Here is a 24,480-nt window from a genome sequence, read left to right as displayed (position 1 = left end):
TCACCCCGGACCACGCGGTTGCGCGGTTCGGGGTGACCTCAGTGGTGCGCCGGTCGGACCGGCTGCGTTCTGCCTAGCGGCGCGAACCGCGGCCGGCGACGCGCGTGTAGATGAACAGCACGATGATGGCGCCGATGATCGAGCCGATGATGCCGGCCGGCTGGAAGAAGCCGTCCATCGGGTCGTGCTGGAAGATCAGGAACCCGAGGAACCCGCCGACGAACGAACCGACGATGCCCAGGACGATCGTCATGAGGATGCCGATGTTCTGCTTGCCGGGGATGATGAGCCGGGCGAGAGCGCCGGCGATGAGTCCGATGATGATCAAGCTGATGATGAGACCGAGCACGGTGTCCTCCTCGTGGGTGCGGTTGCCGCGGCATGGTTGCCGGAGTCAGGGCCGAGGACTGACACAACTCCGAGGTCCCTGGGAGGACTGTCGGGTTCAGTCGAGCGAGCGCCGCAACCAGCGCTCGACACCTTCGACGTGCGACACGACGAGGGCCTGCACGAGCTGCGGATCCCGGCGTCGGATCGCGTCGACGATGGCCGCGTGCTCGTCGAGCGTCCGCTGCACCGACCCGTTCTGCGTCAGTCCGCGCCACACCCGCACCCGCACCGTCTTGCTCGACAGCGCGTCGAGCAGCCCGGACAGGTACTGGTTGCCGCCGATGCCCGCGATGGTCGAGTGGAACAGCAGGTCGTGGGCGACGAGGTCCTCGACGCCGGTGTCCTCGCCGACGGACTGCATCAGGGTCGCGAGTTCGTCGACCTGCTGCTCCGTGGCACGGGCCGTCGCCAGGACGGCGGACGCCGGTTCCAGGATGCGGCGCACCTCGAGCAGGTCGACGAGCGACCGGTCGTGGTGCATGTCGACGACGAACGACACCGCCTCGAGCAGGACGCCCGGTTCGAGCGAGGTCACGTAGGTGCCGTCACCGCGTCGGACGTCGAGCACCCGGATGAGCTCGAGCGCCTTCACCGCTTCACGGAGACTGTTGCGGGACAGTCCGAGCGACTCGCTCAGTTCCTTCTCGGGCGGGAGGCGCTGGCCGGGTTGGAGCTCGCCGCTCACGATCATCTGCTGGATGCGTGCGATCGCATCGTCGGTCAGCGACGCCACGTCACCACCTCCTGTGGACCCGGCCGCGTGCGCGACGGGACGTCCCGACGATACCCGGGACGGGCCTCCAGGCCGGTGCGGCGGAGCCGTGGGGCGACCATCAGGCCGGCCGCAGCCGGAGCGCCTGCATCCCGCCGTCGACCGCCAGCTCGACACCCGTCGTCGACCGGGCGAGCGGGCTCGTCAGGTAGGCGACCGCCTCGGCGACCTCCGCCGCCTGCACCAGGCGGCCGTGCGGCTGACGCGCCTCGAGCGCGGCGCGTTCGGCGGCCGGGTCGTCCGCGGACGACAGGAGCCGTGCGATCCACGGGGTGTCGGCGGTGCCGGGGTTGACGGCGTTGACGCGGATGCCCTCGCGGACGTGGTCGGCGGCCATCGCGCGGGTGAGTGCGGAGATCGCCCCCTTCGTGGCGGAGTAGAGCGCGCGCTGGGGCAGTCCGGCGGTGGCCGCGACGGAGCACGTGTTGACGATGCTCGCGCTGTCCGACGCTCGGAGGTGGGGGAGTGCGGCGCGGGACAGGCGCACGGCACCGAGCACGTTGACCTCGTACACGCGGCGCCACTCGTCGTCGGTGTTGTCCTCGACCGTCCCCTGTGCGCCGATGCCGGCGTTGTTCACGAGCACGTCGAGACCGCCGAGCTGGTCGACGGCCGACTTGACGGCGGCACGGACGGACTCGTCGGACGACACGTCGCAGGTGACGGAGACGAATTCCTCGGCGGTGGACGGTTGCAGGTCGAGCACCGCGACCGCTGCGCCCCGCTCGTGCAGCGCGGCCGCGATGGCCGCGCCGATGCCGGAGGCGCCGCCGGTGACGATCGCGCGGAGACCCGCGTGGCTGCGGGGCGTTCCGGTCGTGCCGGTCTGGGCGGTCGTGTCGGCCATCAGGCTGCTCCCACCGTCTGTCGTTGCGAACCCAGCCCGTCGGCGGTGAGCTCGACCACGTCGCCGGGCTGCAGGTACGGTGCGTGCCCGGCGAGGGCGACCCCCGCCGGGGTGCCGGTGCTGATGACGTCGCCCGGGTACAGCACCATGAACTGCGACAGGTACCGGACGATCTCGACGGGTCGGAAGATCATGTCGGCCGTGGTGCCGTCCTGGCGGACCACTCCGTTGACGGTGAGCCGGAGCGCGAGCGCCGCCGGGTCGACCTGGTCGGGGGTGACCAACCACGGGCCGAGGGGGTTGAACGTCTCGCAGGACTTCCCCTTGTCCCACTGCCCGCCCCGCTCGAGCTGGAAGGCCCGTTCGGAGACGTCGTTCGCGATGGCGTACCCGGCGATGCAGGCGCTCGCGGCCTCGTCGGAGTCGCAGTAGCGGGCGGTCCGCCCGATGACGACGGCGAGCTCGATCTCCCAGTCGGTCTTCTCGCTGCCGCGGGGGATCAGGACCTCGTCGTCCGGCCCGATCACCGTCATCGGGTCCTTCATGAACACGATCGGTTCGGTCGGGATCTCGGCACCGGTCTCGGCGGCGTGGTCCCGGTAGTTCAAGCCGATGCAGACGACCTTGCCCGGACGGGACACCGGTGCACCGCGGCGGAGGCCCTCGGCGTCGGGCAGTGCCCGGACGTCCCCGGCGCTCCGCGCGTGCCGGACGCGGGCGACCGGGTCGGACGCCAGGAAGGCCCCGCTGATGTCGGTCGTGATCGGGCGGAGGTCGAGGACCTCGCCGTCGGTGTCGACCGCGACGGGGATCTCGCCGCCCGCGGGGCCGAGTCGTGCGAACTGCATCGTTCCTCGCTCTCCGGCTGCACCGGCGCAACCAGAGACATCCTATGTCTGGCCCGGGTCTCCGACAAGGTCGCGGGTGCTGAGGGTCCTCCGATGCAGGTACGTGCGCTCCGCCGTCCCGCTCAGCACCGACTGCCGTTCGTCCGGGGTCAGGTCGGCCAGCGCCTCGGTGGTCCGCCGCACCACGTCGTCGTAGGTCGTGGCGAGCGTCGAGACGGGCCAGTCCGACCCGAACAGCGACCGCTCCGGGCCGAACCGCTCGAACACCGCACGGACGTACCGGTCGACGGGCTGCCGTCGCCACGCCGGGCCGGCCTCCGTGAACAGTCCGGACACCTTGCAGGCCACGTTCGGACGCGCGGCGAAGTCGTCGATCCGGCTCACCCACCCGGGATCCCCGCCCGCGATGTCGGGTTTGCCTGCGTGGTCGAGGACGAACGAACCCTCGGGCGCGGCGTCGAGCAGCGCGAGGGCAGCACGGTGCTCGCGCGCGCGGACGAGCACGTCGAACACCAGGCCGGCGGCGGCCACGGCGCGGACCCCGCGGACGACCTCGGGCCGGGCGAGCCAGTCCGGGTCCGGTTCGTCCTGCGCCTGGTGCCGGATGCCGACGAGGCGGTTGCCGGCCAGTCGGTCGCCACCCGGTCCCGCGATGAGGGCGGCGAGCCGGTCGACGACGTCCGGGGCGGTCAGGTCCACCCAGCCGACGACCCCGACGACCGGCTCGGGCTGCTCGAGGAGCCAGGCGGTCTCGCCGGGGTCGTGCACGGCCTGCACGACGATCGTCCGGGTGACGTCGGTGCTCCGGGCGGCGGCGCGGAGGTCGTCCACGTCGAACCGGCGGCGGATCGGAGCGACCGAGTCGTCCATCCAGGGGTACGACCGGTCGGCGGGATCCCAGAGGTGGTGGTGAGCGTCGATGATCACGCGATTATGATGCCCGATTCATCCGATGTCCGCCCGGTGCGGCCGGTGCCGCCGGTGCGGCGACCTTTCGTGCTCAGCGACACGTCACGGACGCTGCGGCGCGCGAGGTGTCGCTCAGCGCGTGGGGTCGCGTCGGCGAGCGCCGATCAGACGACGCCCGAGGCCTCGAGTTCGGCCCGCAGCTCGGCGTCGGACGGCTCGACGAAGTGCTTGCCGTTCGGCAGCACCACGACGGGGATGTTCTTCCGGCCGCTGATCGCCTCGGCACGGTCGGCGGCGGACAGGTCCTGCTCCACGTCGACGTACTCGTAGTCCACGCCGAGGGTGTCGAGCAGCGCCTTGGACCGACGGCAGTCGCGGCACCAGTCGGCACCGAACATGGTCACGCGGTCGGGGGCAGTCGTCGCATCGCTCATGTGCAGAGAGTACGTCGGAGCGCCCCCGGGCATTCCCGGAGCGCCGCCGGACCCGCGCCCCGCTCGCCCTACGATTGGCACATGCCGCCAGCACCCGATCCCGCGACGCTGGCCTGGGCCTCGGCGGCCGTCCGGCGCTTCGCCGCCGCGACCAACCTGCTCGTCGCCGCCCGACGGTTCCGCATCGTCGGCGGTGACGCCCGTGACGCGGCGGCGCTGCGGCACCTGCTGATCGCACTCGGCGCGCACGAGGCCGATCAGTCGGACCAGCAGCACCCGTCCGACCTCGTCGACCAGCTCTGGTGCCTCGGCACACCCGAGGAATCGACCCCCGCGGTCGAGCAGGCCGCCGACCGCCCGCGCGGCACCACCCTGGTCGTCATCGACGCCGGCCGGTACCTGCCCGCCGTCGACGAGGACGCCTTCGGCCCTGTCACGCCCGCCCGCCCCGGCGTCCTCGCCGTCCCGATGCTCTCCGACGACGTCTTCCTGGTGTCCACCGGCCGCGACCCCGAGGACGACCCCGCAGCGGACGCCCGCCTGCGCTGGGCACGGCGTTCCATGCCGGTCGCCCGGTCGGTCGCCGCGGAACTCCGCGACGGTGGACTCCTGCGCGGCACCCGCATCGGCGTCGCGATGTTCCTCGAGCCCAAGACGGCGGTACTGAGCCTGCTCCTCCGTGACGCCGGCGCCGAGGTCGTCGTCTACGCCCACGCCGACGAGACCGACGACGCCGTCGCCGACGCACTGCGGTCGGCCGGCCTGACGGTGTTCGCGAGCAGCACGGCGACGCTCCCCGAGCAGAAGCAGCTGGCCCTCGCGATGCTCGACACCGCGCCGCACATCCTGCTTGACGACGGCTCGCACGTCATCCGGCTCGCCCACCAGGAACGCCCCGACCTGCTGCCGACGATGCTCGGCGCCGCCGAGGAGACCACGAGCGGCCTCCGGCCCCTGCGTGCACTGGCAGCGCGCGGCGAGCTCGGCATCCCGGTGATCGCGGTGAACGACGCCCGCACCAAGACGTTCTTCGACAACCGGTACGGCACCGGGCAGTCGACGGTGTTCGCGGTGCTCGACCTGGTCGACGGGCTCGCGTCCGGCACCCACCGGGTGATGCCGGGAGGCGCGGCGGTCGTCGCCGGGTTCGGGCACGTCGGCGAGGGGGTCGCCCTGGTGCTCACCGCCCTCGGGTTCCGGGTGACGGTCGCCGAGACCGACCCGGTCCGCGCCCTGCAGGCGCGGTTCGCCGGGTACGCCGTGGCCCCGCTCGTCGAGGCGGTGCGCGACGCCGACCTCGTGATGAGCGCCACCGGGGTGCCGGACACGATCGACCTCGAGGTGCTCCGTGCCTGCGCGGATGGTGCGGTCCTCGCCGTCGCCGGTGGGGTCGACCAGGAGATCGCCGTCGACGACGCGCTCGCCGCCGGGGCCGAGCGCCAGGACGTGGGCCCGAAGGCCGAGCGGTTCGTGTTCCCCGGGTCCGACGGTGGGCCGATCGTGCTCGACGACGGTGGCTGCATCAACATCACCGCGGCCGAGGGCAACCCGGTCGAGATCATGGACCTGTCGTTCGCCGTGCAGCTCGGCGCCGTCCGGATGCTCCTGGAGCGCGGCGACGAGCTGGAGCGTGCCGTCGTGCCGATCGACCCCGCGGTCGACGACGTGACCGCCCGCGCGGCGCTCGCCGCCTTCGGGAGCCGACCCGTGCCTCCCGGCCTTGCCGCTGAACACCCGGCGGACCGCGAGCCGGACGTCCGGACCCACCGTTTCGGAGACCCGGTATGAGCGCCCGTCCACACCCGGTCACCGTGCACTCGGCGCGCGTCGTCGTCCCGATGACCGCGCCGCCGATCGCCGACGGCGCGGTGGCCGTGCAGGACGGCCGCATCCTGCACGTCGGCGACCGGTCGTGGGTCATCGACCAGCTCACCGGGTCCGGCGCGACCTTCACCGAGCGGCAGTGGCGTGGCGCGCTCCTGCCCGGACTCGTGAACGCGCACTCGCACCTCCAGTACACCGGCATGGCCAGTGTCGGCCAGCGCCAGTACAACGGGTTCGAGGACTGGGCCGCAGCGTTCAACGTCGACTACGCCGAACCGCACGACTGGCGGGCTGAAGCCGCGGACGGTGCGCGGGCGTCGATCCTGGCCGGCGTCACGAGCATCGCGGACATCGTCACCGACATCGAGGCCTCGACCGCCCTGCAGGACGCCGGGCTCGGCGGCATCGCGTACTGGGAGGTGATGGACTGGGAGAACGACGCCTGGCAGTCGCACGGTCGCGACCAGGTGCTGGACGAACTCGACCGGATCCCCACGACACCCGGTGCCGGCCTGTCGCCGCACGCGCCGTACTCGCTCGAGGTCGCTCCGCTGCTCGAGCTCCCCGACATCGTGCGGCAGCGCGGCCTGCGCCTGCACCTGCACCTCGGTGAGGCGGCGTTCGAGGGGGAGCGCACCGCCCTCGGTCCGGTCCCCGGGCTCGACGGGGTCGACGGCGTCGGCCACGGGAACGACTGGCACCTGGCGAACGTGCCGTCGTTCCGGGCGCTGCGAGCCCTGGGCTTCGGTGCGAGCGCGACCGCGTTCGTCGACCGCCTCGGCGTGCTCGGGCCGGACTGCCACATCGCCCACGGCGTGTACATGACCGCTGCCGACCGGGCGCTCCTGCGTGCCCGCGGCACCGCGGTGGCGCTGTGCCCCCGCTCCAACGCCGTCATCGGCCTCGACCCGCCGCCGGTCGCCGACTACCTGCGCGAAGGCAGCCCGATCGCGATCGGCACCGACTCCCTGTCGTCGTCGCCGTCCCTCGACCTGATGGCCGACGTCACCGCGCTCCACCGCATCGCTCGTGCCCAGGGCTACGGGCACCGTGACCTGCACGAGCGGCTGCTCGCGGCGGCGACCCTCGGTGGTGCGCACGCGATGGGCCTCGCCGTCGGGCCGGACCGCATCGGGCACCTCGCCGTCGGGGCGCGCGCCGACCTGGCGGTCTTCGACGTCGATGCCCGCACGGTGCCGGACGCGCTCGCCGAGCTCGTCGAGGACGGCGCCGGGCGGGCGGCCGCCACCGTGATCCGTGGCGTGGTCCGCGCCGCGGCGGGCGTCGTCACCGAGCCGGCTTCCCCGCACATGGACGTCCCCACACCGCACCAGGAGGAACGATGACCGAGTCCGCACCCCACCCCGGAATGGCCGCGCGCCGAACCGTCACCGGTGAGCTGATCGAGTGGCTCGACGTGCCGAAGCGCGCGATCGCCCTCGGCATGGAACCGCACCCCGAGGGTGGCTGGTACGTCCGCACCTGGACCTCGCCGGCGACGGTCACCACCCCCGCGGGGGAGCGTCCCGCCGCCACCCTGATCCACTTCCTGCTGCCCCCGGGCGAGGCCTCCGCCTGGCACCGGGTCACGAGCGACGAGATCTGGATGTGGCACGGGCCGGACACCGTCGACCTGCAGCTCGGCGGCGACGGTGACGTCCCCGAGCCCGGCGCGACGATCACCCTCGGCCCGGACGCCGGACGCGACCGCGTGAACGACGCGCAGGCGTTCGTGCGCGGCGGGGTGTGGCAGCGGACGATCCCGGGCGACGGCGAGGTGCTGCTGAGCTGCCTGGTGTCGCCGGGCTTCTCGTTCGACGACTTCACGATGGCCGACGACGGGGACCCTGCCGCCGAGTAGCACCGCGACACCGTTTCGCGTTGGTATCCCACCGCGAAGTACACTTCGACCTGCCCCCACCCCCCTCGCACGAAGGCCCGACCGTGACCCGTCCCCTCCGCTTCACCCTCGCCGTCGCCACCGCCGCGGTCGCCGCCCTCGCCCTGTCGGCCTGCTCCGCCGGGGGCAGCAGCAACGCCGACGGCACCGTGACCGACGGCAAGCTCACGATCGCCACCGGTGACCCGGCGTACTCGCCCTGGGTCGAGGACAACAAGCCGCAGTCCGGCAAGGGCTTCGAGTCCGCCGTGGCCTACGCGGTCGCGAAGGAGATGGGCTACAGCAAGTCCGACGTCGTGTGGAAGCGCAGCACCTTCGACAGCGCCATCGCGCCGGGCCCGAAGGACTGGGACCTCAACGTCCAGCAGTTCTCGATCGACGCGAAGCGCAAGAAGGCCGTCGACATGTCGAGCGCCTACTACACGACGACCCAGGCGGTCGTGACGACCTCCGGGTCGAAGGCCGCCGGCGACACCACGATCGCTGCCCTCAAGCAGGACGCGATCGGCGTCGCGACCGGTTCGACGAGCATCGCGAGCGTCAAGGACGTCCTCGGGGTCACGCCGCAGGTGTTCAACTCCAACGACGACGCCGTGCTCGCACTCAAGTCCGGGCAGATCGACGCGATCGTCACCGACCTGCCGACGGCGTTCTACATGGCCTCGGCCCAGGTCGACGACGGCACCGTGTCCGCACAGTTCCCCGACGACGGCAAGGGCGACCAGTTCGGCTTCGTCCTGCCGAAGGACTCGGAGCTGACGAGCAAGGTCGACAAGGCCCTGAAGACCCTCGACGACGACGGCACCCTGCAGGACCTGCAGACCAAGTGGCTGTCGTCGGAGACCGGCACGCCGGTCCTGAAGTAACCGGATGACCCTGCCAGCAGGGGCCGGCACCCCGGTCGCCGCACCCGCGCCGAGCCAGGTCGAGCTCGAGCGTCGGCTCTACCGCCGCCAGCGTGGCCGTCGCTCGGTCGTGGTGTCGGTCGTCTCCACCCTGGTCGTGCTCGCCGTCGTGTACTTCGGCGTCGTGAACACCCCCGGCTGGGCGGCGGTGCAGCAGTCGTTCTTCGACCCGCAGACCGCGGTCGACACGTTCCCGGACATCCTGCTGGGCCTCTGGCTGAACGTCCGGATCCTGTTCTTCAGCGCCATCGGCGTCGCCGTGTTCGGCACGCTGCTCGCGGTCGTCCGCGGCCTGCGCAACCCGGTGTTCTTCCCGCTGCGGATGCTCGCGACCGGCTACACGGACCTGTTCCGCGGTCTGCCGCTCATCATCGTGCTCTACCTGGTCGGCTACGGCATCCCCGGGCTCGGGGTGTTCCCGCGGCTCCCCGCCGAGGTCTGGGGCACGATCGCGATCACCCTGACCTACTCGTCGTACATCGCCGAGGTGCTCCGCGCCGGCATGGAGGCCGTGCACCCCTCCCAGCGCCTGGCCGCCCGGTCGCTCGGACTCTCGCACGCCAAGACCCTGCGGCTCGTGGTGCTGCCGCAGGCGATCCGCAAGGTCACCCCGGCGCTGATGAACGACTTCGTGTCGATGCAGAAGGACGTCGGTCTGGTGTCGATCCTCGGGGCCGTCGACGCGGTCCGCTCCGCCCAGATCGCGCAGGCCGAGACCTACAACTTCACGCCGTACTTCGTCGCCGGGCTGCTGTTCGTGGTGATCAGCCTGCCGCTGATCCGCGTCACGGACGCGATCGCGCGTCGCCAGCAGCGGCGCGAGCAGATCGGAGGGACCGTATGAGCGAGGCCGGCCAGGAGGCCCGTGGTGCGTCCGGTACGGACGCCGCGGTCCTCGAACTGCGCGGGTTGCGCAAGGCCTTCGGTGAGCACGAGGTCCTGCGCGGGATCGACCTGACGGTCCACCGCCACCAGGTCATCTGCGTCATCGGGGCCTCCGGCTCCGGCAAGTCGACGCTGCTCAAGACGGTCAACCTGCTCGAGGGCATCGACGACGGCGAGATCCTGCTGCAGGGCACGGACATCGCCGACCCGCGCGTCGCCGTCGACGCCGTGCGAGCGCGCATCGGCGTGGTGTTCCAGCAGTTCAACCTGTTCCCGCACATGAGCGTGCTCGACAACGTCACGCTCGCCTCCCGCCAGGTGCACGGCATCGGACGTGCCCAGGCCGAGGACACCGCGCGCCGGCTGCTCGACCGGATCGGTCTCGCTTCGTTCGCCGATGCGTACCCCGACCGCCTGTCCGGCGGGCAGCAGCAGCGCGTCGCCATCGTCCGGGCGATCGCGTCGGACCCGGAACTCCTGCTGCTCGACGAGGTCACGAGTGCCCTCGACCCGCAGCTCGTGGGCGAGGTGCTCGACCTGGTCACCGAGCTGAAGCGACAGGGTTCGACGATCCTGATGACGACGCACGAGATGCACTTCGCGCGGAACGTCGCCGACCGGATCGTGTTCCTGCACCGCGGCGAGGTCGTCGAGCAGGGATCCCCCGCCGACGTCCTCGACCACCCGCAGCACCCGGCGCTCGTCGAGTTCCTCGCCCGCGTGCACGCCTAGGGCGTCAGCAGCACCTTGCCGATCACCTCGCCGTCGCGCACGCGGCGGTGGGCTTCCTCGACCTCGGCAAGGGGCAGCACCGAGTCGATGACCGGGCGCACCCGGCCGTCGGCGACCAGCGGCCAGACGTTGTAGCGGACCGCCTCGACGATGGCGGCCTTCTCGGCGAGCGGCCGTGCACGCAGGGTCGTGCCGCTGATCATCGCGCGCTTCCGCATCAGCACCCCGAGGTCGAGCTCGGCGGTGCGGCCGCTGCCCGAGGCGATGACCGCGATGTGCCCGTTCGGGGCGAGGGCCTGCAGGTTCCGCTCCAGGTAGGACGGACCGACGACGTCGAGCACCACGTCGACGCCGACACCGTCGGTGAACGCCATGACGCGTTCCACGAAGTCCTCCGTGCGGTGGTCGACCACCAGGTCGGCGCCGAGGTCACGGGACGCGGCGACCTTGCGGTCGCCGCCGCTCGTCGCGATCACCGTCGCACCGAGGGCCTTGGCCCACAGCACCGCGTGTGAGCCCATGCCGCCCGTACCGCCGTGGACCAGGAGCGTCTGCCCCGGTCGGAGCCCGGCGAGCATGCCGATGTTGGAGTAGACGGTGCAGGCGGCCTCGGGCAGCCCGGCCGCCTCGACCAGGTCGACGCCCTCGGGGACCGGCAGCACCTGGGTGACCGGCGCGACCACGAGTGCCGCGTACCCGCCGCCGGAGAGCAGCGCGCACACTCGGTCTCCCACCGCCACGGCCGTGACGCCCGCACCGACGGCCCGCACCGTGCCGGAGACCTCGAGCCCGAGGACCTCCGAGGCCCCGGGCGGCGGCGGGTAGTTCCCCGCGCGCTGCTGCAGGTCGGCGTTGTTGACACCGGCCGCGGCGACCTCGATCAGGACCTCGTCCGTACCGGGTTCCGGGTCGGGCAGGTCGGTGACGGACATGGAAGCGTCGTCGAACGTGATGGCTCGCATGCCCTCGACGGTACGCGCCACCCGCCTCCGGCCGGGTGCCGGTCGCCCACAACCCGGCCGGTCTCCCTGTGGATGTTCCCTGTACGCTCGATGACGGATCTGCACCTCATCCGGGGGAGTGCGGACAGATCGAGGGGGACTCTCCACCATGCCCAAGAAGCTCATCGCGCTGGCCACCGCCGGCCTCGCACTCACGCTGCTCGCCGGTTGCTCGACCGGGCCGTCCAAGGCCGAACAGTGCACGCAGTTCGAGAAGACGGTCAAGTCCGCCGCCCAGGGCGTCCAGTCCGAGGCCGCGAACCTGCAGTCCGACCCGGACGCCGCCGTCACGAAGCTCAAGGAGCTCGACGAGAAGATCTCCGACGGCGTCGACGACCTGTCGGACGACGACCTGAAGGCCAAGGGCGACGCCTTCGAAGAGGCGTACGGCGACCTGGTCGACGACATCGAGGACATCGCCGACGACCCGCAGTCGGCCGACGTCTCGGCCCTGACGAAGTCCAGCACCAAGGTGCAGGACGCCGGCAACGCGTTCCAGAAGGAGTGCAACTCCTGATGCGCCGCACCCTCACCGCGCTCGCCACCGCCGGCCTCGCGCTCACGCTGCTCGCCGGCTGCTCGGGCGGCGACGGCGGTTCGTCCGACGGCGGCTCCTCCGGGGGTGACTCGGGCTCGTCCAGCGCCCCGTCGGCCTCGAAGACCGCCGCCGCGGCACCCGCCCAGACCAAGCAGGAAGCCTGCTCGCTGCTCGAGAACGAACTCGCGTCGTTCCTCAAGGAGCAGGGTTCCAGCTCTGCCCCGGCCGAGCCGAAGGCCCGTGCGGCGCTCATCGACGAGTTCGTCCAGCGCATCGACTCGGCGCTGACGAAGGTCTCGAACGACCAGGTGCACGACACGTTCGAGGACTTCTCCGGCGCGGCCAAGGGCTACAGCTCGGCCATCCGCTCCGGCGCGGCCGAGGACTCCACCGAGGTCACGAAGGCCCAGTCCGAGGTGCAGACCACGCTCGACCAGGTCTCGGCGGTCTGCCCCGCCAAGAGCTGAGCGGGCGCACGCCCGGCCACGCACGACGACGCCCCGCCGCTCCTGGACCAGGAGCGGCGGGGCGTCGTGCTTCCCCCGTCGGGGGAACGGGCGTCAGACGGCCGCGGGCTGCGAGGCGTCGAGGCGTGCGACGTCCTCCGGCCGCAGCCGCACGGTCGGCGCCGTGATCGAGTTCAGGATGGACTGCGGCCGCGACGCACCGGGGATCGGCACGACGACGTCGCTCTTCTGCAGCTCCCACGCCAGGGCGATGACCTGCGGGGTGACCCCACGGTCGCGGGCGATGTACGCGAAGTCCTCGAACGCCGTGCCGAGGTCCGCCGCGCTCCCGATGCCACCGAGGGGGCTCCACGGCAGGAACGCGATGCCGAGCTCGTCGCACAGCTCGAGTTCCGGCTCGCTCGACCGGAACTTCGGCGAGTACTGGTTCTGCACCGACGCCAGGCGTCCGCCGAGCACCTCGTTCGCGGTGCGGATCTGGTCCGGGTCGGCGTTCGAGATGCCCGCCATCCGGATGACGCCCTCGTCGAGCAGCTCGGCGAGCGCCCCGATCGAGTCGGCGTACGGCACTGCCGGGTCGGGGCGGTGGAACTGGTACAGGCCGATCTGCTCGACGCCGAGCCGCTTCGCCGAGGCCTTCGCCGCCTCCTTCAGGTACTCCGGGTGCCCGTTCTGTGCCCAGTTGCCGGCTTCGGGGCGCAGGTGTCCGCCCTTCGTCGCGATGAGGACGTCCGAGGTGTCGTCGTGGAACTCCCGGACGGCCCGCGCGATGAGCTCCTCGTTGTGCCCCACCTCGTCGTGGCCGCCCAGGTGGTAGGCGTCGGCGGTGTCGATGAGCGTGACACCGTTCTCGAGCGCTGCGTGGATCGTGGCGATGGACTGACGCTCGTCCGGTCGGCCCTCGATCGACATGGGCATCCCGCCCAGACCGATGGCACTGACGGACACGTCTCCGATGACTCGTTGCTTCATCGGCCCAGCATGCGCCCGCCCCCGACGCCGACGCCCAGTTCCCGCACCGACGCGCCACGAGCCCCCGTCACCGACGAGCCCACGACGGCGCGTGTTCCGGCAGCGGGCCGAACGCGATGCCGCGGGCGTAGAGGCCCCGGACCGGCGGGACCCAGCGCGCGAGCAACACGGGGAGCAGCGGCGGACCGTCCTGCAGGTGCCCGGCGAAGGCCCGCTCGAACACGACCCGGTGCAGCACCGCCTGCGCGGCCTGCACCAGGGCTGCGGGCGGGGTCCGGCGACGCTGGACGGCTGCGAGCGCCCGGTCGAGGCCGTCACCGCGGAGCCCCCGTCGGAGCGCCGGCACCAGGATCGTCGCGGTCGCCACCGCGTCCTGCACCGCGAGGTTGATGCCGACCCCACCAGCGGGCGACATCGCGTGCGCGGCATCGCCGATGCAGAGCAGCCCCGGGCGCCACCACCGGCGCAGGCGGTCCATCCGGACGTCGAGCACGTGCACGTCGTCCATCGAGGCGATCGCGTCGACCCGGTCCGCGAAGTCCGGTCGGAGTCGCGCCACACCGGACCGGAAGGCCGTCACCCCCGCTGCGCGCAGGGCCGCGTCAGAGCCCTTCGGCGCGAAGTACGCGACCTGGTGGTAGTCCGGCCGCGGGAAGCTCAGCAGCACGTCCCGGTCCGAGAACGCGGGGGTGAGGGCGCTCGCCGCGTCCCCGGGGTGCCGGGGCAACCGGAACCACCAGGTGTCGAACGGCACCCGGAACGCTCGTGGCACGAGGCCGGCGGCGCGACGCAGCACCGAGTTCCGCCCGTCGCAGGCGATCACGACGTCCGCGCGGAGTTCCTCGGGTTCGCCGGTCCCGTCCCGCGGCCGCAGGTGGACCCCGGTCACGACACCGTTCTCCTCGATGAGCCCGGTCGCGGCGAGGCCCATCGAGATGCCGAACGACGGTTCCCGACGGGCGGCGGTCACGAGCAGGTCGAGCAGGTCCCACTGCGGCACCATCGCCACGTGGTCGTACGGCGGTGCGAGACGCGAGAAGTCACCGAGCAGCAGCCGTGAGCCGTCCGGCATCGGCAGCGAGAAGTCGTCGAGGCGTGACTGCGGCAGCGCCCGGAACGGTGCTCCGAGGCCGAGTTCGTCGAGCAGCCGGATGGTCGAGGCGTGCACCGTGTCGCCCCGGAAGTCCCGGTTGAAGTCGTCGTGCCGCTCGAGCACACGCACGTCGACGCCGGCGCGGGCGAGCAGCAGCCCGAGCACGACCCCTGCGGGGCCGCCACCGACCACCGCGACCGTCGTCCGCGACACCGTCACCATGCTCCGGACGCTACCCCGCTCCGGACTGGAGGCGCGTGGCGGCCCCGCCCCGCGCCTCCGGGCCGGAACGCACACGCGTTCTCGGACCCGGCACGCGTCGGACGACGACGTCCGGTCGGAAGGGTGGTGTCGGTGCGCCGGTCAGGCGCTGGCGGACACCGACGACGAGGCAGGACCGCTGTCGACGGCGTTCGCGAAGACGACCCCGCCCCACACGATGACGACGATCGCGAGCACGAAGCCGATCGCGGCGATCCACCACGAGGGCTTCCGCCGGATCCACGCGCCGATCGACAGCACGATCGTGGCGACCCCGATGACGAAGGCGCCACCGACCGCGATGGCCGCGCCACCGAAGTACCCGCCGGGCGTGCAGCCCGACGAGGCGTCGCACTCCGCCGTGGCCGAGGCGATCGCGACGATGCCGACGACCGCCGTGATCGCGGTCATGACGGCACCGAACACCAGGAGCAGCACCGTCGAGATCCGGTCGGCGAGCTTCGCCGGCGGGAACAGCGTGGTGCCACCGCGCTCCCACGCCGCGCGCTGCGCGTCCGTGGGGCCGGAGGAGGACTGCGGCGGAGGGCCGGGGACGTTGGACCAGGTCATGCGTGCAGTCCTACCGCGCCTCGACCCCGAACGCCTGTGCGAGCCGCTGGATCTTCTGCGCCCGACCGAGCCGCGGCAGGTCGGAACCGTCGCGGATGACCCGGCCGCGGGCCTCGAAGTCGTCCAGGAAGTCCTGCGCCCAGGCGACGTCGGTCGGCGTGGGGGAGATGACCTCGTTGATGACGGGGAGCTGCTCGGTGTCCAGGCAGAGCTTGCCGGTGAGGCCGAGCGACACGGCCACCTGCGACTGCTCGCGGAGGATCGGGTGCGACGACCCGACCGTGGGGCCGTCGATCGGGCCCGGCAGGTCGCCGACGCGCGAGGCGACGACCAGCTTCGACCGCGGGTACGCCATCGCGAGCGTGTCGGCGCTGGTCCCGGTGTCGCGGCGGTAGTCGCCGGAACCGAAGGCCAGGCGGAACGCGCCCTGCGCCTTGGCGATCGACACGGACTCCTCGATGCCCAGGGCCGACTCGACGAGGGCGATCACCGGCGTCTGGCCGCCGAGCCGGTGCCAGGTGTCGGTGACCTGGGCGGGGGACTCGGTCTTGGCGAGCATGACGCCCTGCAGCCCGGGCAGGCCGCGGAGCTCCTCGACGTCGTCCGCCCAGAAGTCCGTCGTGACGTCGTTGATGCGCACCCAGGCCTCGCCACCGCCGGCCAGCCAGGCGGCGACGCCCTGCCGGGCCGAGGGCTTCGCGGCGGGGTCGACGGCGTCCTCGATGTCCAGGATGATCTGGTCGGCGCGGGAGCGCTGGGACTTGTCGAACCGGTCGGTGGCGGTGCCGGACACCAGCAGCCACGACCGTGAGATCTCGGCGGGGACCGATCGACGCCGGTTCGGCGTGGGGGCGGACGGAGCGGTGCGGTCGTCGATGGCCATGCCCCGTTGGTACCACACCGGACGGGGCCGCCGTCGGATCGGGCGCGCCGCACGTCGGGTCGGACGGTGGCGCACGTCGGGCCGGACGGCGGTCACGTCCGTGCGGAAACCCCGAAACCTCGGTTCATTGCCAGAGAGGCCGTCCGGTTCCGCCTACAGTGTCGGATGTGTGGCGAGCGGACAGGGTGACCGACGGTGAGGACGACGTGAACGACGACGTCCCCGTCGAGGGTGCCCGCGCGCGCCCCGACGACGATCGAGACGAGCAGCAGGACGTGGACCAGGAACGGACCGACGACGAGCCGGACCGCACGCTCCGCCCGGAGCTGCAGATGACGAGCCCGCAGGCGATCAGCCTCGGCGACCCGCGGCTGCAGGCCGGCAACGCGGCCGAACCGACGTGGGACGGCTGGCGCACCCAGCTGACCGGCGTCGGCGGCACGAGCCCGCTCACGCACTTCAGCGACCACCCGCGCGCCCGCATCGAGCTCTCGACCACCCACCCGGGCGGTCTCGCGCAGTTCATCACCGGCAAGACGACCCTGCTGTCCAGCCTGATCCGCGACGAGGTGGCGCTCCGTGCCGCCCGCGTGGCCGCCGGACACGTCGAGGCGAAGGGCACCGAGCTGGCCACCGTGCGCGGCATCGACGCCGTGAAGCTCGGCATCGGCATGGCCGACTGGAAGCACGGCGACGAGCAGTTCCGCGGCCCGGTGCTCCTGCGCCCCCTGGCGATCCGCCGACACGGACGCGACTTCGAGGTGCGCCTGCTCGGCGAACCGGTGCTCAACCCGGGCCTCGCCGACGCGCTGCACGAGCAGTTCGGGGTCATCCTCGACGCGCAGTCCTTCGTGGCCCTCGCGCAGCAGGACGGCTCCTTCACGCCGAACCCCGTCATCGACCGCCTGCGTGGCCTGACCGCGCACATCCCCGGCTTCTCGGTGCACGCACGCCTCGTGGTGTCCACCTTCGCCGAGGTCGCCACCGGCATGGTCGAGGACACCGGTGACCTGTCGCACCCCGTGCTCGACGCCCTCGCCGGCAACCCGAGCGCGAAGTGGCAGGTCGAGCAGTCCTACCACCCGGTCGAGCAGACCCCGTCGGACGAGCGCAGCCCGGAGACCGACACGCTCCTGCTCGACGCCGACGACGAGCAGGAGAACGTGATCGCGCAGATCACGGCCGGCAACTCCATCGTCGTGAAGACCCTGCCCGGCACCGGTGGCACCCAGACCATCGTGAACGCCCTGGGTGGCCTGGTCGCCGCGAACAAGCGCGTGCTCGTCGTGAGCCCGCGCCGCGCGACCCTGCGGGGCATCGCCGCCCGCTTCGGCGAGGTCCAGCTGCCCGGGGTCGCGGTCACGCCGTCGACCCTGCGCCGTGACGTCGTCCGTGCCATCGCCCGGAACGAGAAGGCCGCGCGTCCGAACCTCCGCGAGGTCGACGACGCCCTGGTCCGCCTGCGCAAGGTGCTGAAGGACTACCGCGGCTCGCTCACCCGCAAGGACCCCGACTTCGGCGTCTCGGTGCTCGACTGCCTGGTGGAGCTCTCGCGCCTGTCGCTGCTGCCCGTCGCGCCCTCGACGACCGCGCGCCTGTCGAAGCAGTCCGTCGCCTCGATGGTCGAGGGCCGCTCACGCGTCGCCGAGACGATGGTCAGCGCTGCGAACCTCGGTGAGTTCCGCTACGGCCCCGACGACTCGCCCTGGTACGGCGCGAAGTTCGGTTCGAGCGACGGCGCCCAGCGTGCGCACCGCATCGCGAAGGACCTCGACGCCGACGGCCTGCCGACCCTGCTCCGCCGCGCCCACGACCTGGTGAGCTCGACGCACATGCGCCAGTTCACGACCATCAACGAGCTCGGCATCTACCTGCGCCTGCTCACCGAGATCCGTGACACGCTCGACCGCTTCCTGCCGGTGGTCTTCGACCGCTCGGTGTCCGAGCTCGTGGCCGCCACCGCGCCCCGCGGCGAGGGTGCCCCGATGTCGTCGACGAACCGTCGCCGGCTCAAGAAGCTCGCCCGCGAGTACGTCCGTCCGGGCGTGCACGTGTCCGACCTGCACGAGGCCCTGACCCGCGTCCAGCAGCAGCGGGTGCTCTGGCAGCGCTACGTCGCCGCCGGCGTGAACCCCGAGGTGCCCACCGGCATCGCCGACGTCCAGGTGCTGTTCTCGAACGTCGCCGAGGACCTCGCGCGCCTCGACGAGCCGCTGGGTCGCACCGAGCGTGACCGCCAGCTCGCGAACACCCCGGTCGACCAGCTCGTCCCGACCATCGCCGAGCTCGCCGCCGAGTCCGACGTCCTGCACAACCTGCAGGAGCGCACCGAGCTCATGCAGACCCTGCGCGACCTGCAGCTCGAACCGCTCATCACCGACCTGGCGAACCGGCACGTGCCGGACGTGCAGGTGCCGGCCGAGCTCGAGCTCGCCTGGTGGCAGTCCGCCCTCGAGACCATGCTCGAGTCCGACCGGGCACTGCTCGGCGCCAACACCGACATGCTCGACCGGGTCGAGGCCGACTTCCGCCTGGTGGACGACGCCCACGCGGCCGGGGTCTCCCAGGGCCTGGCGTGGCAGCTCGCCGAGAACTGGAAGGTCGGTCTCGTCGACTGGCCGGAAGAAGCGACGGCGCTCAAGACCCAGCTCCGCGACGGCGCGATCACCTCGCGACTGCTGCAGGACTCCGCACCGCACCTGTCCCGGTCGATCGCACCCGTCTGGCTCGCCAGCCCGTACGAGGTGCCGCAGATCGCCGACACGATGCCGTTCGACACCGTGATCCTGGTCGACGCCGGTGCCGTGACGATCGCCGAGACCGTCGGTGCCGTCCGCCGTGCTCGCCAGACCGTCGTGTTCGGCGACCCGGTCACCCAGACCCCGTCGCCCTTCCGCATCGCCGTGGACCCCGAGCACCGGGCGCTGCAGGTCGACGAGGGCACGCTCGACGCGTTCCACGCCGACTCCGCCCTGGCGAAGCTGTCCACCCTGCTGCCGACCCTGTCGCTGTCGCGGTCGTACCGCGCCGGCGGCGAGGACCTCGCCGAACTCGTGAACCGTCGCTTCTACGGCGGCAAGATCGAGTCCCTGCCGTGGGCCGGCTCGTTCCTCGGCCACGGCTCGATCGCGCTCGACTACGTCAGCGACGGCAAGGCCGTGCCGGACCCCGAGTCCGGTGCCGTGGAGAGCGTCGACGCCGAGGTGGACCGCGTGGTCCGGCTCGTCATCGACCACGCCCGCACCCGCCCGACCGAGTCGCTCATGGTCATCACCGCGTCGGCGAAGCACGCCGTGCGAGTCGAGCAGGCCGTGCTGACCGCCGCGCAGGGCCACAAGGACCTGACCGAGTTCGTCATCGGCGACCGTGCCGAGCCGTTCATCGTGGCGACGCTCGAGCAGTCGGTGGCGCAGAGCCGCGACCGCGTCGTGTTCTCCATCGGCTACGGCCGCACCCCGCACGGTCGCGTGCTGCGCGACTTCGGTCCGCTCGGCAAGCCCGGCGGCGAGCGACTGCTGGCGGTCGCCATGACCCGTGCGCGTCGCTCGATGGTCATCGTCACCTGCTTCCAGCCGTCGGACATCGAGGCCGAGCGCATGGGCCACGGCACCGTCGCCCTCGCCGAGATCCTGGCCGAGGTGCGTGCCCGCACCACCGCCGAGTACGTGCCGGACGACTCCGACCCGCTGCTCGTCGACCTGGCCCGGCGCCTCGAGATGCGTGGCATCCCGGTCGCGCTCGGACACCGCGGCAAGCTCGGCCTCGTCGCCGCGCACGGCGGGGTCTGCGTCACGATCGAGACCGACGCGTCGCTGGTCAAGGGATCGCTGCGCGAGTCCCTGCGCCTGCGTCCCGAGGTGCTCCGCCGACTCGGCTGGCACTACGTGCGCGTGCACGCGTTCCAGCTGTTCTCCGACCCGGACCGCGTCGCCGACACCGTCGCGTCCGTGCTCGGGGTCGACCGCGGTGCCACGCAGGAGATCTCCATACCCCCGATCCCCGCCCGCCGATGAGCCGTCGGGCCTCTCGGCCCGCCGGTCCGGTGACGCCGGAGACGGACCAGCTGGTGGGCACGTGGACGCGAGTCGACGACGCGTCGTCAGCCGCGCCTCCCGTCCGTCCCGCCGCTGACGGGGGCGAGACGGCGGACCAGCCGGGAGGCCCGGTGCGGCGCCGCAGACGCGTCACCACCCAGCCGGTGGCGGGCTACGACCCGACGCCGCCGCCGGAACCGGCGCGGCACCGTGACGGTGAGAACGACGACCAGCTCCGGCGCGACGTCCCCCCGCACTGGTAACCGGTAGCCTGGCCCGTGATGACTGACACCGCGCGGCAGCGCCCCGACTGGCAGACCTGGCCGAACCTGATCACGCTGTTCCGCCTCGTGCTGATCCCGGTGTTCATCGGCCTCGTCGTCGCCGGCCACCCGGGGTGGGCGCTCGTCGCCCTCGTCGTGATCGGCGTGAGCGACTGGGCGGACGGCTTCATCGCGCGCAAGTTCGACCAGGGCTCCAAGCTCGGCAAGGCCATCGACCCCGTCGCCGACCGCCTGGCCATCATCGCGATCGTGCTGTCCCTGGTGCTCGTCGGCCTGCTGCCCTGGTGGGTGGTGGCCGTCGTCGTGCTTGTCGACCTGGTGCTCGTCGTCCTGTCGAGCGTGCTGTTCCACGGCAACCCGGACCTCGACGTCACGTGGACGGGCAAGATCCGCTCGGCCCTGCTGTTCGTCGGGCTGCCGGTGCTGCTGTTCTCCGCGGTGCACACCGTCGACGAGAACGCGCCGTGGGTCCGGGTCGTGGCCCTGGTGTTCGTGTACCTCGGCACCGCGGGGCACGTGCTCGCCGGCGCGCAGTACGCCGTCGCGATGTTCGCGAAGCGCCGCGCGGTCCCCGCCGCCTGACGGGCCCCCGCGCAAAACACCGGTGTTCACGCTGCGCACCGCGGTTTGCGGGTGTGCGGAGCGGGAACACCGGTGTCGTGCGAAGGCGCCTGGGCTAGAGCTTCGTCGAGCCGCCGATGCCGGGCCCCTCGGGAGCGTTCGACGGGGCGATGTGCGCGCCCGTGCTGGTCGCGCCGCCGTTCTGCGGGCGGAGCAGGTCGCGGATCTCGAGCAGCACCTCGACGTCGGTCGGGGGGACGTCCTGCGGGGTCTGCTCCTCGTCGTTCTTGACGCGCTCGAACGCCACCTTCTTCAGACGGTTGACCGGTACCACGAGCACGAAGTAGACCACCGCGGCGATGATGACGAAGTTCAGCACCGCCCCGATGATGGCGCCGAAGTAGAGCGTGGCGTGGTCACCAGACACCGTGGGGATCCGGACCTTCAGGGCGTCGTCGAGGCTCGAGGCGTTGAACACCGCACCGATGAGGGGGTTGATCAGCGCCTGGACGATCTTGTTGACGATCGCGGTGAACGCCGCACCGATGACGACTGCGACGGCCAGGTCGATGACGTTGCCGCGGAGCAGGAACTCCTTGAAGCCCTTCATGCGAGGGTCTCCTTCCGGGTCGAGGACGGCCGCCGAGTGGCGACGCGCCCCAACCTATCCGGAGAGCGCAGACCGCGTCAGGACGCGGCGGGCTTCGAGCCGCTGGGCTTCGACGCGGACTTCTTCGCCGGCTCGGACTTCTTCGGCTCGGACTTCGCGGGGGTGCTCGACGAGCCCTCGGACTTCGGGGCCGGGCGCGAGTCGGTGCGGTAGAAGCCGCCGCCGTTGAAGGTCACGCCGACCGGGGAGAACACCTTGCGCAGGACGCCGCCGCAGACCGGGCACTCCGTCAGGGTGGCGTCGGAGAAGGACTGCTTGATGTCGAACGCGTTGTCGCACTCGGTGCAACGGTACGAGTAGGTGGGCACGTCAGCTCCGGAACGTGATGATGCGCGACGGCGTGATGATGCCGTCAACGGGTTCGTCGTGGGGTTCGCGCGGGACCTCGTCGAGGTACTCCGCGTCGAAGATCACAGCATAGACGGGCGGACGGTTCGCCATGGACCCGAGGGTCTTGTCGTAGTAGCCGCGCCCCCAGCCCATGCGGACGCCGTCGTGCCCGACCGCCGCCGCCGGGGCCAGGATCGCGTCGACGTCGTTGATCGCGAGCGGGGACAGGACCTCGCCGACGACCTCGGGCAGGCCGAGCAGGCTCTCGGTCTCGCTCTCGCCGTCGCCCACGGCCCAGTCGAGCAGGCCGTCCTCGCGGGTGATCGGCAGCAGCACGCGGATGCCCTGCCCGTACGCCCAGTTCAGGAACGGCCGGACGTTCGGTTCGTCCGGTGCGGACAGGTACAGGGCGAGGGACGTCACCTGGCGCTCCTCGACGAAGCGCTGCAGGGTCGCGGTCAGGGTCTCGGTGTCCGCGTCGCGTTCGGTCGTGGTCCGGGTGCGCCGCCGCTGCCGGAGTTCGGCTCGCAGGGCGCGCTTCTCGTTCCCGAGATCGGCGATCATGCGCAGGAGTCTACCGAGGGGCACGGTTGCGGCTTCCCGCCGGGAACACGCGGGGTCCCGTGTCCCCCGGAGCGACGACATGCCCTCGAAAGGGGGATCGGATACGGTCTGAGCATGGGCTTCCAGATTTCGAAGGCGGTGATCCCGGCCGCAGGGCTGGGTACCCGCTTCCTCCCCGCGACCAAGGCGATGCCGAAGGAGATGCTCCCCGTCGTCGACAAGCCGGCCATCCAGTACGTGGTGGAAGAGGCTGTCGGTGCCGGGCTGACCGACGTGCTGATGATCACCGGGCGCAACAAGAACGCGCTCGAGAACCACTTCGACCACGTGTCGGAGCTCGAGGAGACCCTCCGCAAGAAGGGCGACCACGAGAAGCTGCAGAAGGTGAACCAGTCGACGGACCTCGCCGACATGCACTACGTGCGACAGGGTGACCCGCTCGGCCTCGGCCACGCGGTGCTCCGCGCGAAGATGCACGTCGGCCGCGAGCCGTTCGCCGTGCTCCTCGGTGACGACATCATCGACGCTCGTGACCCGCTGCTCCAGCGCATGATCGAGGTCCAGGGCGAGAAGAACGCCACGATCGTGGCCCTGCTCGAGGTCCCCGAGTCGCAGACCCACCTGTACGGCATCGCCACGGTCGAGCCGACCGACACCGACGACGTGGTGAAGATCACCGGCCTCGTCGAGAAGCCCCCGCAGGGCGAAGCGCCCTCGAACCTGGCCATCATCGGCCGCTACGTCATCCGTCCCGAGGTCTTCGACGTCCTCGAGAAGCAGGAGCCGGGCAAGGGCGGCGAGATCCAGCTGACCGACGCGCTCATGAAGATGGCGAGCGCCGAAGAGTGGACCGGCGGCGTGTACGGCGTCGTGTTCCGTGGACGCCGGTACGACACGGGTGACAAACTCGACTACATCAAGGCGATCGTGCAGCTCGCCTCGGACCGCGATGACCTCGGCCCCGACCTCAAGTCGTGGCTGAAGGAGTTCAACGCGGGCGAATAGTCGGCCATCCCGCTCGGGTCCGGTGATCACGGACCCGGGCGGGACACCCCGTCCCGCACCGGGGCGGGACCCCGGAGGAACCCAGCGATGACGACGATCCCGACCCTGTCCCACGGGCGGGTCACCATCCGGCCCCTCCGGCTCCGCGACACCCGCGACCTCGACGCGGCACTCGCGACGAACCGTTCGTGGCTCCGCACCTGGGAGGCCACGAACCCCTCCGGACACGTCTCCACCGACGTCCGGGGCAGCATCCGCGCGCTCCAGGCCAACGCCCGCGCGGGACTGGGACTCCCGTTCGCGATGGAACTCGACGGCCGTTTCGTCGGGCAGCTCAACGTCTCCGGCATCTCCTACGGCTCGCTCGCGAGCGCCTCCATCGGCTACTGGGTCGTCGAGGACGCCGCCGGCCACAACGTGACGCCGATCTCCGTCGCCCTCGCCGTCGACCACTGCTTCCGCTCGCTCGGCGTGCACCGGATCGAGATCTGCATCCGGCCGGAGAACGCCCCGAGCCTGCGCGTCGTCGAGAAGCTCGGCTTCCGGTACGAGGGACTCCGTCGCCGGTACATCCACATCAACGGGGACTGGCGCGACCACTTCTGCTTCGCGCTGGTGGCCGAAGAGGTCCGCGGGGGCGTCCTCGAGCGCTGGGTGCAGGGGCAGGTGCCGCCCGGCGTGGGGACCGTGCCGCTCGCCGCACGCGACGAGGCGGCGATGCCCCTGGACACGACGCCCCGCATCTGACGTCCCACGTCTGACGGGCCTGGAGGCGCGGCTCGCCTCCCACGGATTCCGTCC

At 71.8% G+C, this 24,480-nt stretch carries 26 protein-coding genes; 12 read left to right on the top strand and 14 right to left on the bottom strand.

The annotated features are described in order from the left end of the window. Positions 1–73: 73 nt before the first annotated feature. From DEJ19_RS15830 to DEJ19_RS15805, 6 genes are all read right to left on the bottom strand, one after another. Positions 74–349: a GlsB/YeaQ/YmgE family stress response membrane protein gene (locus DEJ19_RS15830; protein WP_027466577.1), complete on the bottom strand. Its 276-nt coding sequence runs from the start codon at positions 347–349 to the stop codon at positions 74–76. A 96-nt stretch (positions 350–445) separates the two neighbouring features. Then, positions 446–1,123 carry a FadR/GntR family transcriptional regulator gene (locus tag DEJ19_RS15825; protein ID WP_111233878.1) on the bottom strand — a complete coding sequence of 226 codons (678 nt, stop codon included), beginning with the start codon at positions 1,121–1,123 and terminating at the stop codon, positions 446–448. 100 nt (positions 1,124–1,223) lie between these two features. Further along, the gene (locus DEJ19_RS15820) at positions 1,224–2,009 is read right to left on the bottom strand and encodes an SDR family NAD(P)-dependent oxidoreductase (protein WP_111233879.1); all 786 of its coding nucleotides are present in this window, start codon (positions 2,007–2,009) and stop codon (positions 1,224–1,226) included. Beyond that, complete coding sequence (locus tag DEJ19_RS15815; RefSeq protein WP_111233880.1) at positions 2,009–2,857, bottom strand: fumarylacetoacetate hydrolase family protein; 849 nt, start codon at positions 2,855–2,857, stop codon at positions 2,009–2,011. The genes DEJ19_RS15820 and DEJ19_RS15815 overlap by 1 nt, the downstream gene beginning before the upstream one ends. Before the next feature lie 42 nt (positions 2,858–2,899). Beyond that, a complete protein-coding gene (locus DEJ19_RS15810) occupies positions 2,900–3,784 on the bottom strand; it encodes an amidohydrolase family protein (protein WP_111233881.1) in 885 nt (294 codons plus the stop codon). Positions 3,785–3,930: 146 nt separating this feature from the next. After that, entirely contained in the window at positions 3,931–4,200 is a 270-nt protein-coding gene (locus DEJ19_RS15805; RefSeq protein ID WP_017888006.1) for a glutaredoxin family protein, read from the bottom strand. An 81-nt stretch (positions 4,201–4,281) separates the two neighbouring features. On the opposite strand from DEJ19_RS15805, the gene DEJ19_RS15800 reads away from it, so the two are divergent. The 6 genes from DEJ19_RS15800 (at position 4,282) to DEJ19_RS15775 (ending at position 10,446) form a co-directional block, all read left to right on the top strand. Beyond that, entirely contained in the window at positions 4,282–5,988 is a 1,707-nt protein-coding gene (locus DEJ19_RS15800) for an adenosylhomocysteinase (protein WP_111233882.1), read from the top strand. Further along, complete coding sequence (locus DEJ19_RS15795; RefSeq protein ID WP_111233883.1) at positions 5,985–7,370, top strand: amidohydrolase family protein; 1,386 nt, start codon at positions 5,985–5,987, stop codon at positions 7,368–7,370. Before DEJ19_RS15800 ends, DEJ19_RS15795 begins: the two co-directional genes overlap by 4 nt. After that, on the top strand, positions 7,367–7,885 hold the full coding sequence (locus tag DEJ19_RS15790) for a cupin domain-containing protein (RefSeq protein ID WP_250895887.1): 519 nt from the start codon (positions 7,367–7,369) through the stop codon (positions 7,883–7,885). Before DEJ19_RS15795 ends, DEJ19_RS15790 begins: the two co-directional genes overlap by 4 nt. A gap of 83 nt (positions 7,886–7,968) precedes the next feature. Next, positions 7,969–8,790, top strand: coding sequence for an ABC transporter substrate-binding protein (locus tag DEJ19_RS15785; protein ID WP_111224402.1), 822 nt, complete (start codon positions 7,969–7,971; stop codon positions 8,788–8,790). Between the two features lie 4 nt (positions 8,791–8,794). Then, entirely contained in the window at positions 8,795–9,673 is an 879-nt protein-coding gene (locus tag DEJ19_RS15780) for an amino acid ABC transporter permease (protein WP_071404033.1), read from the top strand. Continuing rightward, complete coding sequence (locus DEJ19_RS15775; RefSeq protein WP_111030700.1) at positions 9,670–10,446, top strand: amino acid ABC transporter ATP-binding protein; 777 nt, start codon at positions 9,670–9,672, stop codon at positions 10,444–10,446. Before DEJ19_RS15780 ends, DEJ19_RS15775 begins: the two co-directional genes overlap by 4 nt. On the opposite strand, the gene DEJ19_RS15770 is transcribed toward DEJ19_RS15775, so the two are convergent. Then, positions 10,443–11,408, bottom strand: a complete 966-nt coding sequence (locus DEJ19_RS15770) for an NAD(P)H-quinone oxidoreductase (protein ID WP_111233889.1) — start codon at positions 11,406–11,408, stop codon at positions 10,443–10,445. The two genes, DEJ19_RS15775 and DEJ19_RS15770, sit on opposite strands and share 4 nt — an antisense overlap. Before the next feature lie 148 nt (positions 11,409–11,556). Here DEJ19_RS15770 and DEJ19_RS15765 point away from each other — a divergent pair, with 148 nt between their 5' ends. Both DEJ19_RS15765 and DEJ19_RS15760 read left to right on the top strand, forming a co-directional pair. Then, positions 11,557–11,964 (top strand): hypothetical protein, encoded by a 408-nt coding sequence (locus DEJ19_RS15765; RefSeq protein WP_071404030.1) that lies wholly within the window; start codon positions 11,557–11,559, stop codon positions 11,962–11,964. Continuing rightward, a complete protein-coding gene (locus tag DEJ19_RS15760) occupies positions 11,964–12,452 on the top strand; it encodes a hypothetical protein (protein WP_111100318.1) in 489 nt (162 codons plus the stop codon). Before DEJ19_RS15765 ends, DEJ19_RS15760 begins: the two co-directional genes overlap by 1 nt. 93 nt (positions 12,453–12,545) lie before the next feature. Here DEJ19_RS15760 and DEJ19_RS15755 read toward each other — a convergent pair whose 3' ends face one another. The 4 genes from DEJ19_RS15755 to DEJ19_RS15740 form a co-directional block, all read right to left on the bottom strand. Next, entirely contained in the window at positions 12,546–13,424 is an 879-nt protein-coding gene (locus tag DEJ19_RS15755; protein ID WP_071244093.1) for an aldo/keto reductase, read from the bottom strand. Between the two features lie 67 nt (positions 13,425–13,491). Beyond that, on the bottom strand, positions 13,492–14,739 hold the full coding sequence (locus tag DEJ19_RS15750) for an FAD-dependent oxidoreductase (RefSeq protein ID WP_111233884.1): 1,248 nt from the start codon (positions 14,737–14,739) through the stop codon (positions 13,492–13,494). 141 nt (positions 14,740–14,880) lie between these two features. Beyond that, positions 14,881–15,348 (bottom strand): DUF6264 family protein, encoded by a 468-nt coding sequence (locus tag DEJ19_RS15745; protein WP_110865425.1) that lies wholly within the window; start codon positions 15,346–15,348, stop codon positions 14,881–14,883. Between the two features lie 10 nt (positions 15,349–15,358). Then, positions 15,359–16,231, bottom strand: a complete 873-nt coding sequence (locus DEJ19_RS15740; protein ID WP_017887994.1) for an HpcH/HpaI aldolase/citrate lyase family protein — start codon at positions 16,229–16,231, stop codon at positions 15,359–15,361. A 185-nt stretch (positions 16,232–16,416) separates the two neighbouring features. Between DEJ19_RS15740 and DEJ19_RS15735 the strand changes: the two genes are divergently transcribed. Both DEJ19_RS15735 and DEJ19_RS15730 read left to right on the top strand, forming a co-directional pair. Continuing rightward, positions 16,417–20,244, top strand: coding sequence for an ATP-binding protein (locus DEJ19_RS15735; protein WP_111038986.1), 3,828 nt, complete (start codon positions 16,417–16,419; stop codon positions 20,242–20,244). 302 nt (positions 20,245–20,546) lie between these two features. Further along, positions 20,547–21,131, top strand: coding sequence for a CDP-alcohol phosphatidyltransferase family protein (locus DEJ19_RS15730; protein ID WP_051596961.1), 585 nt, complete (start codon positions 20,547–20,549; stop codon positions 21,129–21,131). 94 nt (positions 21,132–21,225) lie between these two features. On the opposite strand, the gene mscL is transcribed toward DEJ19_RS15730, so the two are convergent. The 3 genes from mscL to DEJ19_RS15715 all read right to left on the bottom strand — a co-directional run bounded on the left by mscL (position 21,226) and on the right by DEJ19_RS15715 (position 22,674). Continuing rightward, positions 21,226–21,720, bottom strand: coding sequence for a large conductance mechanosensitive channel protein MscL (gene mscL / locus DEJ19_RS15725; protein ID WP_111092766.1), 495 nt, complete (start codon positions 21,718–21,720; stop codon positions 21,226–21,228). 77 nt (positions 21,721–21,797) lie between these two features. After that, positions 21,798–22,088: an FmdB family zinc ribbon protein gene (locus DEJ19_RS15720; RefSeq protein WP_111233885.1), complete on the bottom strand. Its 291-nt coding sequence runs from the start codon at positions 22,086–22,088 to the stop codon at positions 21,798–21,800. Between the two features lies 1 nt (position 22,089). Further along, on the bottom strand, positions 22,090–22,674 hold the full coding sequence (locus tag DEJ19_RS15715; protein WP_111092765.1) for a 5-formyltetrahydrofolate cyclo-ligase: 585 nt from the start codon (positions 22,672–22,674) through the stop codon (positions 22,090–22,092). A gap of 114 nt (positions 22,675–22,788) precedes the next feature. Here DEJ19_RS15715 and galU point away from each other — a divergent pair, with 114 nt between their 5' ends. Both galU and DEJ19_RS15705 read left to right on the top strand, forming a co-directional pair. Further along, positions 22,789–23,679 (top strand): UTP--glucose-1-phosphate uridylyltransferase GalU, encoded by an 891-nt coding sequence (gene galU, locus DEJ19_RS15710; RefSeq protein ID WP_027466560.1) that lies wholly within the window; start codon positions 22,789–22,791, stop codon positions 23,677–23,679. An 87-nt stretch (positions 23,680–23,766) separates the two neighbouring features. Continuing rightward, positions 23,767–24,426 carry a GNAT family N-acetyltransferase gene (locus DEJ19_RS15705; RefSeq protein ID WP_017887986.1) on the top strand — a complete coding sequence of 220 codons (660 nt, stop codon included), beginning with the start codon at positions 23,767–23,769 and terminating at the stop codon, positions 24,424–24,426. Positions 24,427–24,480: the final 54 nt, after the last annotated feature.

Origin of the sequence: Curtobacterium sp. MCSS17_016, assembly GCF_003234255.2 — a bacterium.
In the GTDB taxonomy this organism is placed as follows: Bacteria; Actinomycetota; Actinomycetes; order Actinomycetales; family Microbacteriaceae; genus Curtobacterium; species Curtobacterium flaccumfaciens.
The sequence above is the reverse complement of the archived record's forward strand: the minus strand, read 5'-3'. Positions and strand labels throughout refer to the sequence as shown.